The 15,562-nt window shown below is 65.8% G+C and carries 14 protein-coding genes; 8 read left to right on the top strand and 6 right to left on the bottom strand.

The genetic code is table 11. The annotated features are described in order from the left end of the window. Window positions 1-264 precede the first annotated feature (264 nt). Both P6U25_RS34125 and P6U25_RS34120 read right to left on the bottom strand, forming a co-directional pair. The gene (locus P6U25_RS34125) at window positions 265-1,539 is read right to left on the bottom strand and encodes an NAD(P)/FAD-dependent oxidoreductase (protein WP_407149119.1); all 1,275 of its coding nucleotides are present in this window, start codon (window positions 1,537-1,539) and stop codon (window positions 265-267) included. Between the two features lie 115 nt (window positions 1,540-1,654). Further along, entirely contained in the window at window positions 1,655-3,061 is a 1,407-nt protein-coding gene (locus tag P6U25_RS34120) for a DHA2 family efflux MFS transporter permease subunit (RefSeq protein WP_407149118.1), read from the bottom strand. A 162-nt stretch (window positions 3,062-3,223) separates the two neighbouring features. Between P6U25_RS34120 and P6U25_RS34115 the strand changes: the two genes are divergently transcribed. Together P6U25_RS34115 and P6U25_RS34110 are read left to right on the top strand one after the other, a co-directional pair. Beyond that, the gene (locus P6U25_RS34115) at window positions 3,224-3,532 is read left to right on the top strand and encodes a hypothetical protein (protein WP_407149117.1); all 309 of its coding nucleotides are present in this window, start codon (window positions 3,224-3,226) and stop codon (window positions 3,530-3,532) included. A gap of 19 nt (window positions 3,533-3,551) precedes the next feature. Next, window positions 3,552-4,436 (top strand): sigma-70 family RNA polymerase sigma factor, encoded by an 885-nt coding sequence (locus P6U25_RS34110; RefSeq protein ID WP_407149115.1) that lies wholly within the window; start codon window positions 3,552-3,554, stop codon window positions 4,434-4,436. A 321-nt stretch (window positions 4,437-4,757) separates the two neighbouring features. Here the strand turns inward: P6U25_RS34110 and P6U25_RS34105 are convergent, their stop codons facing one another. Continuing rightward, complete coding sequence (locus tag P6U25_RS34105; protein WP_407149114.1) at window positions 4,758-5,309, bottom strand: DUF805 domain-containing protein; 552 nt, start codon at window positions 5,307-5,309, stop codon at window positions 4,758-4,760. A 384-nt stretch (window positions 5,310-5,693) separates the two neighbouring features. Between P6U25_RS34105 and P6U25_RS34100 the strand changes: the two genes are divergently transcribed. The 5 genes from P6U25_RS34100 (at window position 5,694) to P6U25_RS34080 (ending at window position 10,483) form a co-directional block, all read left to right on the top strand. Further along, window positions 5,694-6,866, top strand: a complete 1,173-nt coding sequence (locus tag P6U25_RS34100) for an ABC transporter substrate-binding protein (RefSeq protein ID WP_407149113.1) — start codon at window positions 5,694-5,696, stop codon at window positions 6,864-6,866. Window positions 6,867-7,125: 259 nt separating this feature from the next. Further along, entirely contained in the window at window positions 7,126-8,043 is a 918-nt protein-coding gene (locus P6U25_RS34095) for a branched-chain amino acid ABC transporter permease (protein ID WP_407149112.1), read from the top strand. Beyond that, complete coding sequence (locus P6U25_RS34090) at window positions 8,040-8,987, top strand: branched-chain amino acid ABC transporter permease (protein WP_407149111.1); 948 nt, start codon at window positions 8,040-8,042, stop codon at window positions 8,985-8,987. Before P6U25_RS34095 ends, P6U25_RS34090 begins: the two co-directional genes overlap by 4 nt. Then, window positions 8,980-9,747, top strand: a complete 768-nt coding sequence (locus P6U25_RS34085; protein ID WP_407149109.1) for an ABC transporter ATP-binding protein — start codon at window positions 8,980-8,982, stop codon at window positions 9,745-9,747. Before P6U25_RS34090 ends, P6U25_RS34085 begins: the two co-directional genes overlap by 8 nt. A gap of 22 nt (window positions 9,748-9,769) precedes the next feature. Next, the gene (locus tag P6U25_RS34080) at window positions 9,770-10,483 is read left to right on the top strand and encodes an ABC transporter ATP-binding protein (protein WP_407149108.1); all 714 of its coding nucleotides are present in this window, start codon (window positions 9,770-9,772) and stop codon (window positions 10,481-10,483) included. Window positions 10,484-10,637: 154 nt separating this feature from the next. Here P6U25_RS34080 and P6U25_RS34075 read toward each other — a convergent pair whose 3' ends face one another. Further along, entirely contained in the window at window positions 10,638-12,074 is a 1,437-nt protein-coding gene (locus P6U25_RS34075) for a glutamine synthetase family protein (protein WP_407149107.1), read from the bottom strand. 247 nt (window positions 12,075-12,321) lie between these two features. After that, window positions 12,322-13,680, bottom strand: a complete 1,359-nt coding sequence (locus P6U25_RS34070; protein WP_407149106.1) for a Rieske 2Fe-2S domain-containing protein — start codon at window positions 13,678-13,680, stop codon at window positions 12,322-12,324. A gap of 112 nt (window positions 13,681-13,792) precedes the next feature. Here P6U25_RS34070 and P6U25_RS34065 point away from each other — a divergent pair, with 112 nt between their 5' ends. Next, entirely contained in the window at window positions 13,793-14,578 is a 786-nt protein-coding gene (locus P6U25_RS34065) for an IclR family transcriptional regulator C-terminal domain-containing protein (protein ID WP_407149105.1), read from the top strand. Between the two features lie 7 nt (window positions 14,579-14,585). On the opposite strand, the gene P6U25_RS34060 is transcribed toward P6U25_RS34065, so the two are convergent. Continuing rightward, a complete protein-coding gene (locus tag P6U25_RS34060) occupies window positions 14,586-15,494 on the bottom strand; it encodes a helix-turn-helix transcriptional regulator (RefSeq protein WP_407149104.1) in 909 nt (302 codons plus the stop codon). Between the last annotated feature and the right edge of the window lie 68 nt (window positions 15,495-15,562).

The raw sequence follows: 15,562 nt of genomic DNA, 5'->3' as shown, positions 1-15,562 counted from the left end.
AGTCTGTGTCAACTGGCTCCGCTGTGCCCCTCTCCCATTGTGGGAGAGGGCTGGGGTGAGGGGTATCTCTCCATGCGGCGTACCGCGAGGAGAGACCGCAACCCCTCACCCGGAGCGCATTCCGCTTCGCTTCATGCGTTCCGGCCTCTCCCACAGGGGGAGAGGCGAACCGAGTGCGCAGCCGATTGCCCCGTCCCCTTGAGGAGCGCGGGTTGCGCGTCTCAGAATGACGGAACGAGAATTGCGCCTATCGCCGCTGCACGCCTACTGCCCCACCTTGCTGCTGCCTTGCGTGATCAGCCGCGCGGCGCGCTGGTTGCGGGCGTGGATCCAGAGCCAGCTCAGCGCGACGCTGAGGCGGTTGCGCAGGCCGATCAGGAAGTAGATGTGGGCAATGCCCCAGATCCACCATGCGAGCGCGCCGCGCAGCTTGAGCCAGCCGAAGTCGATCACCGCGAGCCGCTTTCCGATCTGCGCGAGGCTGCCGGCGTGCTTGTAGCGGAACGGCGGCAACGTCCTGCCCGCGAGCCGCGCCTTGATCATGGCTGCCACATAGCGGCCCTCCTGCTTGGCGGCCGGCGCGATGCCGGGCACCGGATTGCCGTCGGGGTCCTTGATCGTGACGGTGTCGCCGACCGCGAAGATCTCGGGATGGCCCGGTACCGTCAGATCGGGCTCGACCTGCAGGCGGTAGGCGCGGTCGGCTGGCGCGTTCAGCCATTCGGCGGCACGCGAGGCGCGCACGCCGGCGGCCCAGACGATGGTGCGTGCCGCCAGCGTCTTGCCGCCATAGACCACGCCGTCGGCCGAGCATTCCGTCACCGCTTGGCCCAGTATCACCTCGACGCCGAGGCTCTCCAGCGAACGCTGCGCATAGGCCGACAAGTCCTCGGGAAAGCCCGCCAGCACGCGCGGGCCGGCCTCGATCAGCACCACGCGCGCCTTGCGGGTGTCGATGTGGCGGAAATCGCGCGGCAGCGTGTCGTTGGCGAGGTCGGCGATGGTGCCGGCCATCTCGACGCCGGTCGGGCCGGCGCCGATCACGACGAAGGTGAGCAGCGCCGCGCGCCTCTCCGGATCGATCTCGCGCTCGGCGCGCTCGAAGGCAACCAGGATGCGCCGCCGCAACGTGGTGGCGTCCTCCAGCGTCTTCAGTCCCGGCGCGAACGGCTCCCATTCGTCATGGCCGAAATAGGCGTGGCGCGCGCCGGTGGCGAGAATCAGCGTGTCGTAGGGAACGCTCTCGCCGTCATCGAGCAGCACGCGTTTTCCTGCGACATCGACGCCGTTCGCATTGGCAAACAGCGTCGTCACCTCGTGACGGTCGCGCAACAGATAACGGATCGGCCAGGCGATCTCATTGGTCGCGAGCGACGCGGTGGCGACCTGGTACAGCAGCGGCTGGAACAGGTGGTGGTTGCGGCGGTCGATCAGCGTGATCTCGACCGGCGCGCCGGCAAGCCCGAACGCAGCCTCGAGCCCTCCGAAACCGGCGCCGACGATCACCACACGATGAGGTTTGGCCGGCGCGTCTGTCATCCGATTTTGTCCCCGGTTCGAACGGCTTCGTCACCTGCGATTATGTATTCATTCGCAGCTCCATTCCAAGACGAATTGCCGGATCGCCCGATAGCGAAACCCTATCGTCATGGCCTCACGCATCCTGCGGTGCGGCCGCGGCCAGCGCGCGGTGGCGTGCCGGCAGAACAAGTCCCGCGGCCGCCCCGGCCAGCGACAGCGTTGCGGCAAGACTCATCGCCGCGGCAAATCCGCTCGCGAAATGAACGGTAGAATCAGCGGCGCCGTTGGCAGAGAACTCCGCCACCAACGCGGCGATGCCGAACATCCCGCCGAGGAAGCGGCCCATGTTGAAGGCGCCGGAGGCCTTGCCCATCTCGGTCACTGCCACCGCGCTCAGCACCGCGTTCTGCGCCGCCGGCATCGCCATCGAGACGCCGACGCCGGCCAGCACCAGCGGGGCGACCAGGGCGGAGTAGGGGACGGTGGGGCTCACGATCTCGCTGATCCAGCCGAGCCCGATCGCCTGCATCAGCAGGCCCGTCACCACCAGCGGCCGCTCGCCGAACCGGTTGACGACGGCGCCGGCGACCGGCGCCGTGACGAACAGCGTCGCAGTCCAGGGCAGCAGGCGAAGCCCGGCGCTGAAGGCGTCGAAGCCGAGCGTGGTCTGCAGGAACTGCGGCAGCAGGAACAGCACGCCATACATCGCGGCATAGAACAGCACGCTCGCCGCCATGCCAGACGCAAAGGCGCGCGACCCGAACAGCCGCATCGGCAGCATCGGCGCTGCCGTGCGCAATTCCCACAGCACGAAGCCCGCCGCGAACACGATTCCGGCGGCCAGCGTGCCCATCACCTCGGTGCTTCCCCAGCCGACGGCGTTGCCGCGCAACAGGCTCCAGACCAGCGCCAGCGCCGCGGCGGCAACCAGCGACAGCCCGGTGATGTCGAGCGGCGCGGCCGGGCCAAAACTTTCGCGCAGCCGCGTCAGCACCAGCGCGACCGCGATCAGGCCGATCGGCAGGTTGATCCAGAAGATCCAGCGCCAGCCGAGATGGGTGGTGATGAAGCCGCCGATGGCGGGCCCGACGATCAGCGCGCAACCCGTGATGCTTGAGAAGATGCCGAGCGCGCGGGCACGCTCATCCCGGCCGAACGCGCCGCTCAGGATCGCCATCGCCAGCGGCATCACGAGTGCCGCGCCGGCGCCCTGCAGCGCCCGGGCGGCGATCAGCGCCTGCACGTTGCCGGCCAGCGCGCAGGCGGCCGATGCAACGACGAACAAAGCGATCCCGGCTGCGAACATCCGCCGCCGACCGAAGCGGTCGCCGAGCGCCGCGCCGGTCAAGAGCAGCACCGCGAAGGTGAGATTGAAGGCGTTGACGGTCCATTGCAGCGTCTCCACCCGACTACCGAAATCGGCACGGATGGTCGCGAACGCCGTCGTGATGACCATGGCGTCGAGCGCCATCATGAAGGATGCCAGCGCGGTGACGCCGAGCACCCAGAGCTGCCCGGTGCGAGAGATCGGGGTCTGCATGTTTGCTCTCCATTGCGGCGCCGCCCTGTTGCGGCGCGCTTCGTCGCCAAGACGAGGCGGAAGAGGCAAAGGATGCGGCGCGAAATTATTTTTCCCGGGCCGCATCCTTTGCCGACCGGCAAACGTCCTTGGGGGATGATGACCCCCCAAAAGGAGCGACCGATGAGACGGACCCTGATCAGGTACAAGGCGAAGCCGGAGATGGCGGACAAGAATGCCGAGCTGGTGAAGGCGGTATTTGCCGAGTTGAAGGCGGCGCAGCCGGACGGCGTGCGCTATCTGACACTGCGGCTGGAGGACGACACCTTCGTGCACTTTGTCGAGGCCGCGTCCGAGGACGGCTCGAGCCCGATCCCGAAGCTTGCCGCGTTCCAGGCCTTCCAGGATGGTATCCGCGACCGCTGCGCCGAGCCGCCGCTGGTGCGCAGCGCCAGCATCGTCGGCAATTACCGTATGCTGGAGCAGTCCTGACCGGGTCCGGAGTGGAATGATGTCAGCATCGCCTGCCGTCGATATCAACCAGCACCTTTCGGCGTTGCGCCCGAAGCTGCATCGCTATTGCGCGCGCATGGTCGGGTCGGTGATCGACGGCGAGGATGTGCTGCAGGACACGCTGATCAAGGCGGTGGAAGCCTTCGCTTCCGCCGCCCCGATCCAGAACGTGGAGGCCTGGCTGTTTCGGATCGCTCACAACACCGCGCTCGATTTCCTCAGGCGGCGCAACCGCCAGGAAGCGCTCCGCTCGCCGGAGGAGGTGGACATGATGACCGGAGAGCTCGATGACGTCACCCGCCGCGAGATCGCAGCGGCCAGCCTGCGCACCTTCATGCGCCTGCCGGTGGCGCAGCGCTCGAGCGTGATCCTGATGGACGTGCTCGGCTGCTCGCTGGCCGAGGTCTGCGACATTATGGATTTCAGCCTGCCCGCGGTGAAGGCGGCGCTGCATCGCGGCCGCACCCAATTGCGCGCATTCGCCGACGAGCCGGACGATGCACCGCGGCCCGGCCTGTCGGAGACGGACCGGGTCCGGCTCAACGCCTATGTCAGCCGCTTCAACGCCCGCGACTTCGACGCCATCCGCGCCATGATCGCCGATGACATCAGGCTCGAGCTCGTCAACCGCACCAGGCTGAACGGCAAGGCCGAGGTGTCGCGTTATTTCGGCAATTACGCGAAGGTCGGCGACTGGCACCTGGCGCCGGGGCAGGTCGAGGGGCGGCCCGCGATCCTGGTGTTCGACCCGAACGAAGCGAACGCGCTGCCGAAATATTTCATGCTGCTCGACTGGTCCGCCGACAAGCTCGCCGTCATCAGGGATTTCCGCCATGCGCCCTACGCCATCGACGGCGCGGAGTGGGCGGTGGATGCGGGGTAGTCCCGCCGCGCTGTAAATCGTCGTTGCGAGCCAACGGGTCGCGCGAACGCGCGCCCGATGACAGGTTCCGCGAAGCAATCCATCGCACAGCAAGCCGAGAGATGGATGCTTGGTCGCGAGCTCCTCGCACTGACGATCGAGAGTGCGCATTCTACTCGAACACCGTCATGCCGAGGTGCGAGCGGAGCGAGCCTCGAAGCACGACGGCCACCAGCGGGGCCGAGCATCCTTCGAGACACCGCTTCGCGGTTCCTCAGGATGACGGTTCAGACGGCTTGTGCAGGGGCGACGCGTGAGGATGCAGCGAAGCGCGAGGACACCCTACTTCGCTCGCCCGCCGAATTCGCCGTTGGCGATGCGCGCGATGCGGTTGGTGGCTGCGGCTGGCGTGCTGCTGTTGCGTCGGACATCGCCCACCGTTCCGCTTTGGTCGCGCGGCAGTGGCGATGTCGCGTCGGAATGACCGCTCGGCCAGACCAACAACGCCAGCATGAGGGCGGCATTGATGAGCCCGCCAATCAACGTTCCGGTGATCTGCGGATTGATCGCCCATTCCGGATGTCTGCCCGCGATCACCCTGTCGATCACGATGAGCACGACCCACCCCACCATCACGCATACCGGGTCCCATCCGATATCGCGGACCCGCATCGATTGCAGCATGAAGCTGACCGCAAGCGCGGCAAAGAAGGCGATCTGCATCGGGCCGCTGCCCGCGGCCTGTATCAGCAGCACGTCGGTCCGGCCGCTTCCCGGCGTCGTGCCGGTCACCCCATAGGCCAGCAGCACAAGGCCTGCGACGAGCGTGAAGATGCAGAGCACAAAAGGCACCCGGCTGATCCGGGCGTTGAAGCCGAACAGGTAACCCAGCATATGACGCGTCCCTTTCGCCCGACCGTCGCCTCGAACTGCTTTCCGGACCGTGAAAGCGCCGCGGTCTGGCCGGCGCGTGGTTTCCGTTCGCTTTATCGAATGCGTCAATTCTGCTGTGCTGCGCCACGGAGCGCAGGGCCACCTGCGACAATCGTTGCCCTCGCAACCGGCATTATATTTCTTGCCACGGCTGGTTTGTACGAATTATGGTGCAAAGTGCTGGGGTATGCGCCGAAGGTTCTAAATGAGGGCCGTCGGTTCATGCTTGCTGCAGACTTGCGATTTCGCGCACAAAACAAGGCATCGAAAACGACGCGCAAAGCGTGACGCCGCCCCGGGCCGACAACGGGCCCGGCAGGATATTGGTTGAGGAGGGGAGTGACTATGAACAAGGCATTTTGGCTGGCAGGCGCCATGGCCATGGCGCTGGCGCAGCCGGCGACCGCGGCCGACACCATCAAGATCGGATTTGTCTCGACCTTCAGCGGCCCGACCGCCGTGATCGGCAATGACATGCGTAATTCCTTCGAGCTCGCGCTCGACCACATGGGCCGCAAGATGGACGGCAAGCCGGTCGAGGTGATCTACGAGGACGACCAGCAGAAGCCCGATATCGGCAAGCAGAAGACCGAGAAGCTGGTGCAGTCCGACAAGGTCGATTTCATCGTCGGCTACATCTGGTCGAACGTGCTGCTGGCTTCGCTGAAGACCGCGGTCGATAGCAAGACCTTCTTGATCTCGGCCAATGCCGGTCCGTCGCAGCTCGCCGGCGAATTGTGCTCGCCTTACGTGTTCTCAACCTCCTGGCAAAACGACCAGACGCCCGCGGCGATGGGCCTCTACATGAACCAGAAGGGCGTCAAGTCGGTGTTCCTGATCGGCCCGAACTATGCCGCCGGCAAGGACATGCTGGCAGGCGTGAAGAGCACCTTCAAGGGCAAGGTGGTCGGCGAGGAATATACGGTGTGGCCGAGCCAGCTCGATTTCTCCGCCGAGCTCACCAAGGCGCGCAACTCGGGCGCGGAATCGATCTTCGTGTTCTATCCCGGTGCGGCCGGTGTGCAGTTCCTGAACCAGTACGCCCAGGCCGGCATCAAGCAGCAGATCCCGCTCTACACAGCGTTCACCGTCGACGAATTGTCGCTGCCGCTGCAAAAGGACAACGCGATCGGCATTCCCGGCGCGCAGGAATGGGTCAATGACCTGCCGAACGAACAGAACAAGACGTTCGTCGCGGATTATCACAAGAAGTATCCCGGCCTGCGTCCGACCTATTACGGCGCCCAGGCCTATGACGCCGCTCAGCTCATCAACAGCGCCGTCGTCGCGGTGAAGGGCGACCTCACCAAGAAGGACGCGATGAAGGCGGAGATGGAGAAGGCCAACTTCAAGTCGCTGCGCGGCCCGTTCAAATACGGCAACAACCACATCCCGATCCAGAACTTCTACCTGCAGGACGTGGTCAAGGGCGCCGACGGCCAGCTCTCGCTGAAAACGGTCGCGACCATCGTCAAGGACGACCAGGACAAGTTCCACGACAAGTGTCCGATGAAGTGATCCTCGGGTGATCTTGGCGCGCGGCTTGCTTCTTGCACCTCGCCCCGCTCTTGCGGGGAGAGGTCAATCGCGAAGCGATTGGGTGAGGGGTTCTTTCCGCGAATTCGACTCGTGGAGACAGCCCCTCACCCCAACCCTCTCAGGGCGAGCCCTGCTCGTCCCGGCCCCGCAAGAGCGGAGCGAGGGAGACTCCGCACCGTGCAATGCGGCGGCGCGCTTGCGCTGCCGCTGTTTCATTTGAAGGTGACGTAGCCTCACGATGTATCTCGTCGTCGAACAACTCCTGAACGGGCTGCAATTCGGCCTCCTGCTGTTCCTGCTGGCGGCCGGCTTGACGCTGGTGTTCGGCATCATGGACTTCGTCAATCTGGCGCACGGCTCGCTCTACATGATGGGCGCCTATTTCGCGGCGACGTTCGTGGCATGGACCGGCAGCTTCGTGCTCGGCGCGCTGCTGGCGCTCGGCGCCACGCTGCTGCTCGGCATCGTGCTCGAATATGTCGCGCTGAGACATCTCTATGGCCGCGACCACCTCGACCAGGTGCTCGCGACCTTCGGCCTGATCCTGTTCTTCAACGATGCCGTGCGGCTGATCTGGGGCCCGGCAGGTCTCGCGCTGCCGCTGCCGGCCTGGCTGACCGTGCCGCTGCAGATCATTCCCGGCGTGTACTATCCGGCCTATCGCCTCTTGATCATCACGGTGGCGCTGGCGGTCGCCGCGCTGCTCTATCTGGTCGTGATGCGCACCCGCGTCGGCATGCTGATCCGCGCCGGCGCCTCGAACCGCGAGATGATCGGTGCGCTCGGCATCAACATCAAGCTGCTGTTCACGCTGGTGTTCGGGCTCGGTGCGGCGCTCGCCGGCCTCGCCGGCTTGATGCAGGCGCCGATCCTCACCGTGCAGATCGGCATGGGCGAGAACATCCTGATCCTCGCCTTCGTCATCATCGTGATCGGCGGCATCGGCTCGATCCGCGGCGCGTTCCTGGCGGCGATCTTCGTCGGCATGATCGATACCCTCGGCCGCGCCTTCCTGCCTGACCTCCTGCGCAAGGTGCTGAGCGGCGCTGCGGCCTCGACCGCGGCGCCGGCGCTGTCCTCGATGCTGATCTACCTCCTGATGGCGATCGTGCTGGTCGTGCGGCCGGAGGGGCTGTTTCCGGCGGCCAAGCGATGATGCCCAAGCTCAACCTCTCCAATCTGGTCGCGGCGCTGCTCTGCGCCGCCCTGGTCCTGCTGCCGGTCTATTCGGCGGTGAGCGGCAACATCTTCATCCTCACGCTGTTCACCCGCATCGTGATCTTCGCGCTGGCGGCCGCGAGCCTGAACCTGATCATGGGCTATGGCGGCATGATGAGCTTCGGCCACGCCGCCTATCTCGGCATCGGCGGCTATGCGGTCGGCATCCTCGCCGCCGAGGGCATCGGCTCCGGCTTCATCCAGTGGCCGGTGGCGCTCGCGGTCTCGGCGCTGTTTGCGCTGGTGATCGGTGCGCTCTCGCTTCGCACCCGCGGCGTCTACTTCATCATGATCACGCTGGCCTTCGCGCAGATGGCCTATTACGTGGCCTCTGGCCTGTCGCGCTACGGCGGCGATGACGGCCTCACCATCTACAAGCGCAGCGATTTTGCCGGCCTGATCAACCTCTCGGATCGCACGCAGTTCTACTATCTCTGCCTAGCCTGCCTGTTCGGCGGCCTCTATCTGATCTGGCGCATCGTCAATTCGCGCTTCGGCCTGGTCGTGCAGGGCGTCCGCTCCAACGAGCAGCGCATGCAGGCGATCGGCTTCCATGCCAACCGCTACCGCCTGGTCTGCTTCGTCATTGCCGGCACCATTTGCGGGCTGTCAGGCGCGCTGCTCGCCAACAACACCGACTTCGTCAGCCCGGCGGTGATGTACTGGACCCGCTCCGGCGATCTCATGGTGATGGTGATCCTGGGCGGCATGGGCTCGCTGTTCGGTCCCGTGCTCGGCGCCATCATCTATCTGGTGCTGGAAGAGCTGCTGTCGCAGTTCACCGAATACTGGGCGTTGATCATGGGGCCGCTGCTCCTTTTGATCGTGCTGTTCGCGCGCGGCGGCATCATGGGCCTGCTCGGGAGGATGGGCCGTGTCTGATCCCTTGCTCCGCGTCGACAATCTGGTCCGCCGCTTCGGCGGCATCACCGCGACCGACAACCTCTCGCTGGAGGTCGTGCCGGGCGAATTGCACGCAATCATCGGCCCCAACGGCGCCGGCAAGACCACGCTGATCAGCCAGCTCACCGGGCAGTTGATGCCGAACTCCGGCACCATCCGGTTCGGCGGCCGCGACGTCACGCGGCTGCCGTCCTACAAGCGCAGCCGGCTCGGGCTGGCGCGCTCGTTCCAGATCACCTCGCTGCTGAAGGATTTTTCGGCGATCGACAACGTCGCGCTCGCAGCCCAAGCCCATGACGGTCACTCCTTCCGCTTCTGGGGCAATGCGCGGAAAGAGCCACACCTGCGCGAGGCTGCGCGCGCCGCGCTGGAGCGGGTCGGCCTCGGCAAGCGCGCCAATGTGCTGGTGTCACAACTAAGCCATGGCGAGCAGCGCGAGCTCGAACTGGCGGTCGCGCTCGCCACCAGGCCGCAGCTCCTGCTGCTCGATGAGCCGATGGCCGGCCTCGGCGTCACCGAATCCGCGCGGATGGTCGCGCTGCTCAAGGAGCTGCGCAAGGAGGTGACCATCGTGCTGGTCGAGCATGACATGGAGGCGGTGTTCGCGCTCGCCGACCGCATTACGGTGCTGGTCTACGGCCGCGTCATTGCCTGCGACGTGCCCGATGCGATCCGCAGGCACGACGAGGTCAAGCGCGCTTATCTCGGCGAGCAGCACGCGGTGACGCGCCATGCCTGAAGCAAAATCGGCTGAGGCAAAAATGGCTGAGACCCTGCTCGACGTCGACGCGATCGAGACCTGCTATGGCCTGAGCCAGGTGCTGTTCGGCCTGTCGCTACAGATCAAGGCCGGCGAGATGGTTGCGCTGATGGGCCGCAACGGCATGGGCAAGACCACCACCATCCGCTCGATCATGGGCCTGACGCCGGCGCGCTCCGGCGCCATCCGTTTTGCCGGCGAACAGGTGCGGGGCCTGCCGTCCTACAGGATCGCCAAACTCGGCATCGGGCTCGTGCCGGAGGGGCGCCAGATCTTCCCGAACCTGACCGTGCGCGAAAATCTCGTGGCGGCCTCCGGCAATCGCCTGGGCAGCCGTGATCCGTGGACGCTGGACAAGATCCACGCGCTGTTTCCGCGGCTTGCCGAGCGCGGCAGCAATATGGGTGTCACGCTCTCCGGCGGCGAGCAGCAGATGCTGGCGATCGGCCGCGCGCTGATGACCAATCCGAAGCTCCTGATCCTCGACGAAGCGACCGAGGGCCTCGCCCCCTTGATCCGCGACGAGATCTGGAGCTGCCTGTCGATGCTGAAGGGGCAGGGCCAGTCAGTGCTGGTGATCGACAAGAACGTCGAGAACCTCGCCCGCATCGCGGACCGCCACTACATCATCGAGCGCGGCAAGACGGTGTGGAGCGGGACGAGCGAAGAGCTGATCGCCGAGCCGGATCTCCAGCACAAGTACCTGGGAATTTAGAACACCGTTCTCGCACCATATTCAGCGTCGTCCCGGCGAAAGCCGGGACCCATACGCCGCGGCCTCTCGTTTGGCTCCGCGGGGAGCCGGCTGTGCAAACCAAATACCGACTGTGGTTATGGGTCCCGGCTTTCGCCGGGACGACAATGGGCCCTCAAAACATCTCGAAATATTCGCGATGTTCCCAATCGGAGACCTCGGCCTGAAACCGCTCGATCTCCGCGTTCTTGATGTGGACGTAGTAGTCCACGAACTCCGGCCCCAGCGCCTGGCGGAAGAACGGATCGTCGTGGAGCGCAAACACGGCCTCGCGCAGCGACTTCGGCAGCAGCGCGGCCTTGGTCTCGTAGGGCGTATCCGCCGACGGGCCGGGATCGAGCGTGCGGTCGACGCCGTCGAGACCGGAGAGGATCTGGCTCGCCATGTAGAGGTAGGGGTTGGCGGCCGGCTCGCCGATCCGGTTCTCCAGCCGTGTCGCGGGATCATCGGCGCCGCCGAGCACGCGGATCATCACGCCGCGATTGTCGCGGCCCCAGATCGCGCGATCGGGCGCCAGCGAGTAGGAGCGGTAGCGCTTGTAGCCGTTGATGGTCGGCGTCGTGAACACGGTCGAGGCCCGCGCATGCTCGATCAGGCCGGCGAGATAGGCGCGGCCGAGCGGGCTCAAGGGCTCGCCGGTCTCCTTCGCCATGAACGCATTCTCGCCGCTTGTGCGCGACACCAGCGATTGGTGCAGGTGCCAGCCGCTGGCGAACACGTTCGGCAATTTCGGCCGGCACATGAAGGTGGCGTGATAGCCATGGCGGCGCGCGATCTGCTTCACCGCGGAGCGGAACAACACCATGGTGTCGGCCGGCGCAAGCCCCGTCGTCGGCTGGAAGGTGAACTCGCACTGGCTCGGGCCGAACTCGACCTCAACCGAGCGCAGGGGCAGGCCGAGCGCGAGGACATCGCGGCGGATGATCTCGAGCGCCGGCTCCATCAGGTCGTAGCGCTGCTCGGTGAGATATTGGTAGCCCTGCGACAGCAGGCTGACATCAGGCGGCCGTCCCGGCTGGCCGGCATCTTCCGGCGCCATATGGGCGTCGTCGAGCTTGAAGAGATGGAATTCGACCTCGAGCCCGGCGACGAAATCATAGCCGCGGCCGGCGAGCTGATCGAGCACCTTGCGATAGAGATTGCGGGTCGCGAACGGCACCGGGCGGCCGTCGCTGAAATAGAGGTCGCAGAGCAGCCAGCCGGTGTTGGGCGCCCACGGCAGCACGCGGAACGTGGTGGGATCGGCGACCATCAGCACGTCGGCCGCGCCCTCCATCTCCTTCATGCCGAAGCCGCCGCCGGCGGTGAACACCGGAAACACCGTCTTGTGTGAGGTGTCCTTGGCCAGCATCGTCGTGGTGATGGAGCAGCCGCCCTCGAGCGAACGCACGGCTTCGCTTGCGATCAGCGTCTTGCCGCGCAGGATGCCATGCTGGTCGGGGAACGACAGCCTGACGACTTCGAGGTTGTTCTCCTCGACGATGCGGCGAAGGCGCTGTGCGGCCTCCTGCTGCTCGTTCGACCACAGGCCGTGGCTCTCGACAAAGCTCACTGCGTCACTCCTTCACTTCTCCCTCGCCCCGCTCTTCGCGGGGAGAGGGTTGGGGTGAGGGGCTCCCTCCGCCGCTTCGATTCGTCGATAGACCAGTACCCCCTCACCCGGATCGCATCTAGCGATGCGACATAGCCGAAGCTTCGCTTCGGCGTCCTTGAGAACGGCCGCCGAAGGCGGCCTATGCCTCTCCCCGAAAGCGGGGCGAGGTGAAACAAGCAGCGGTGACACACTATTGAATTCGCCATCACTCCGCCGCCGTCAGATGAGGCACCTTGCCGGCGATCTCGCGCGGCACGGGGGCGGCCCACGGCGCGCCGCGGCGGCGCTTGACGTCGACCTCCATCCAGTAGAGCTCCCACCCTTGGGTCGGGCCGATACCGTCCATCGTCGCCGGGCCCTGGATGCTCCGCGCGGTGGCGTCGTCGAGGAACAGCATCGGCTTCTCGCCGCCCGCGACCTTCTCGATCTCTTGCCGCAGCAGCCGGCGATACTGCACGATCGCCTTGTCGCTCTGGCCGAGATGCTCGTTGGTGCGGTCCTGGATCGGGCCCATCGATTCCACCGCCCACTGGTCGTGGACGTTGATGTCGGTGCCCATGCCGGTATAGGTCGCGGTCGCCTGCTCGTGCGGGTCGAAGCCGTAATCGTTCGACTTGTTCTTGCGCGACTTGTAGTCCGGCAGCTCGTAGAGCTCGAGCCGCTGGTCGCGCATCTTCTGCTTGTCGACCGGGTTCGTGTAGCTGGTGAAGATCGCGTACCAATAGCAGTTCTCGTCATCGACGGGGACGTGCCACTGCGTGATCGTCATCTCCGTCGACATCGGGATCACGAAGCCGTGCGGGAAAAGCTGGTTGGTGACGCGCACATGGGTGCGTTCGCCATCCAGCTCGCGCAGCGCGATCAGGCGCAGGCCGTATTCGGTGTGCTCGACATTGATAATCGGGCGATCATATTCGCGCAGGATCTTGGTCATCGGCATGTCAGAGCCGGCCGAGGCGCCGCGGAACTGCTTGCCATAGGCGGCCGACGTATCCTCGTCCTCGAAGAAGCGATGCAGATAGGAGGCGTGTGCCGGGTCGATGCCGACCTCGAGGGCCTGCAGCCAGTTGCAGTTCATGTGGCCCTTGAACGCGAAGGTGTGGCTGTCGGGTGCGACGAAGCAGTCGAGCTCCGGAAACGCCGGCGGCGCGCCGTCGCCGAGAAAGGCCCAGAGGATGCCGCTCTTTTCCACCACCGGATAGGAGCGCTGCCTGATGCCCTTGCAGAGCTGCGAGCCCGCTGGCTCGGCCGGGGTCTCGATGCACTGGCCGCTCGTGTCGAACAGCCAGCCATGGAAGGCGCAACGCAGGCCGCCATTCTCCAGCCGGCCGAAGGCGAGGTCGGCGCCGCGATGCGCGCAGTGACGGTCGATCAACCCGTAGCGACCGTCCTCGCCGCGAAACAGCACCAGGTTCTCGCCGAGCAGCCGCACGGGGCGCACCGGGCGCGGCCCCTGCAACTCGTCCACCAGCGCCGCCGGCTGCCAGTACATCCGCATCAGCTTGCCGCATGGGTCCTTACGGCCGGTGCGGGTGATCAGGTCGTTCTGCTCCTGGCTCATCATGGCGGCGTCTCCTGAATTTGGATTTGTTCGCCTATTGAACGAATGTGCGAATTATGCCATGTCTGATTGGGGCAGCAAGTCCAATTTTTGAACCGTTCAAAGCCGCAAACCCATGCCCAAGCTGAAGCGGACCGATCAGGACGAGCGCGCGACCGACTTCGTCGAAAGCCTCGACCGCGGCCTGCGCCTGTTGCAGGTGTTCGGCACCGTCACCGGGCCGGCGACGCTGAGCGATCTCGCACGCGCCGCCGATCTGCCGCGCGCCACCGCACGGCGCATCCTGTTCACGCTTGCGCATGGCGGGTTCGTTGCGACCGACGGCAAGCTGTTCACGCTGACGCCGCATGTGCTGACGCTGGCCGGCTCCTATCTCCAATCCAACCAGGTGGTCACGGTATTGCAGCCGGTGCTCGATCGGATCGCAACTTCAGCGCAGGAGATCGCTTCGCTCGCGCTGCTCGACGGCGACGACGTTGTGTTCGTGGCGCGCTCGAGCCCGACGCGGGTGTTCTCCGCCGGCCTCGACATCGGCTACCGGCTGCCGGCGTTCTGCACCTCGGTCGGGCGCGCGATGCTCGGCCGGCTCGCCGATGGCGAGCTCGCGACACGGCTGAAAGCGATGCGCCGCGAATCCGTGACGCCGCAGACCGTGACCGATCCGAAGCGGCTGCTCGCCACCATCATCGCCGATCGCGCGCAAGGCTATTCGCTGGTCGACCGTGAGGCCGAGCCGCACTTCCGCTCGATCTCGGTGCCGGTGCGCCGCTACGACGGCACCATCGTCGCTGCCATCAACATGGGCGCCCATGTCGACCGCGTGCCGAGGCAGGAGTTGATCGATCGCTTCCTGCCGCTCCTGCGCGACGGCGCGGAGGATGTGAAGAGCCGGCTGCTGTGAAGGAGGCTCACAGCGCCACGCTGCGCAGGCCGAACGAGCGCGCCTCGTTCTGCAGCACCGGCCGCACCGAGTCGATCAGCCGCGCCGCGGCGGCGTCGACCGAAAGGCCGGCAGTGTCGACCACGGCGGAGGCGCGCGCGTAAAGCGGCTCGCGGCTGACCAGGATGTTGCGCAATTCCGCCATCGCGGAGCGGTCGTCGGCCATCGGGCGTAGATCGCCCTGGCGGCGGACGCGGGCCATGTGCTCCTCCGGCTCGGCCCTGAGCCAGATCGTGTAGAACGACGACAGGATCAGGTCGAAGGTCAGCGGCTCGGAGACGATGCCGCCGCCGGTCGCCAGCACCATCAGTTCCTTGCGCGCCAGAAGCTGGGTCAGCGCCGCCTGCTCCATGCGGCGAAAGCCTTCCTGACCGTAGAGCGCGATGATCTCGGCGACCGACAGGCCATTCTGCGTCTCGATCTCCTTGTTGAGCTCGACGAAGCTCCAGCCGATCTTCTTGGCCAGCATCCTCCCCAGCGTCGTCTTGCCGGCACCGCGCAGGCCGATCAGCGCAATGCCGGAGAACGAGGCGCGTCGCGGCGCCGAGGCGCTGCCGCCGGCGAGGATGTCCTTGGCCTGCGCGATCTGGTTCGCCGAAGCTTTCCGCAGGAGATCGCGGATCACGGCCCAGTCGGGCACCGGCTCGCTCGACGGGATCAGGTCTTCGAGATGCGCGCCCATCGCGCCTGCGACGCGGCGCAGCAGCACGATCGAGACATTGCCTTTGCCGCTCTCGAGCTGGGCGATGTAGCGTTCGGAAATGCCTGAGACCTTGGCGAGCACCTTGCGCGACATGCCGCGCAGGGCGCGCATCGTCCGCACGCGCTGGCCGAGCTGTTCGAGGAAGCCGGTTTCCGGATCGTTGTCCTGGGTCATGATCCCTATGGAGCGCGCGGGTTTCCGGAAACATAGTGCCGATGAGCATTGACAGCAAGCCGATGTAG

The organism is Bradyrhizobium sp. ORS 86 (assembly GCF_045571475.1).
GTDB lineage: Bacteria > Pseudomonadota > Alphaproteobacteria > Rhizobiales > Xanthobacteraceae > Bradyrhizobium.
This window is presented reverse-complemented; position numbering and strand designations above follow the sequence as displayed.

Coding starts and splice junctions, on each gene's coding strand:
- P6U25_RS34070 (WP_407149106.1), bottom strand. CDS start 13,680: ATGATGAGCCAGGAGCAGAACGACCTGATCACCCGCACCGGCCGTAAG.
- P6U25_RS34100 (WP_407149113.1), top strand. CDS start 5,694: ATGAACAAGGCATTTTGGCTGGCAGGCGCCATGGCCATGGCGCTGGCG.
- P6U25_RS34090 (WP_407149111.1), top strand. CDS start 8,040: ATGATGCCCAAGCTCAACCTCTCCAATCTGGTCGCGGCGCTGCTCTGC.
- P6U25_RS34065 (WP_407149105.1), top strand. CDS start 13,793: ATGCCCAAGCTGAAGCGGACCGATCAGGACGAGCGCGCGACCGACTTC.
- P6U25_RS34095 (WP_407149112.1), top strand. CDS start 7,126: ATGTATCTCGTCGTCGAACAACTCCTGAACGGGCTGCAATTCGGCCTC.
- P6U25_RS34110 (WP_407149115.1), top strand. CDS start 3,552: ATGTCAGCATCGCCTGCCGTCGATATCAACCAGCACCTTTCGGCGTTG.
- P6U25_RS34120 (WP_407149118.1), bottom strand. CDS start 3,061: ATGCAGACCCCGATCTCTCGCACCGGGCAGCTCTGGGTGCTCGGCGTC.
- P6U25_RS34080 (WP_407149108.1), top strand. CDS start 9,770: ATGGCTGAGACCCTGCTCGACGTCGACGCGATCGAGACCTGCTATGGC.
- P6U25_RS34125 (WP_407149119.1), bottom strand. CDS start 1,539: ATGACAGACGCGCCGGCCAAACCTCATCGTGTGGTGATCGTCGGCGCC.
- P6U25_RS34105 (WP_407149114.1), bottom strand. CDS start 5,309: ATGCTGGGTTACCTGTTCGGCTTCAACGCCCGGATCAGCCGGGTGCCT.
- P6U25_RS34115 (WP_407149117.1), top strand. CDS start 3,224: ATGAGACGGACCCTGATCAGGTACAAGGCGAAGCCGGAGATGGCGGAC.
- P6U25_RS34060 (WP_407149104.1), bottom strand. CDS start 15,494: ATGACCCAGGACAACGATCCGGAAACCGGCTTCCTCGAACAGCTCGGC.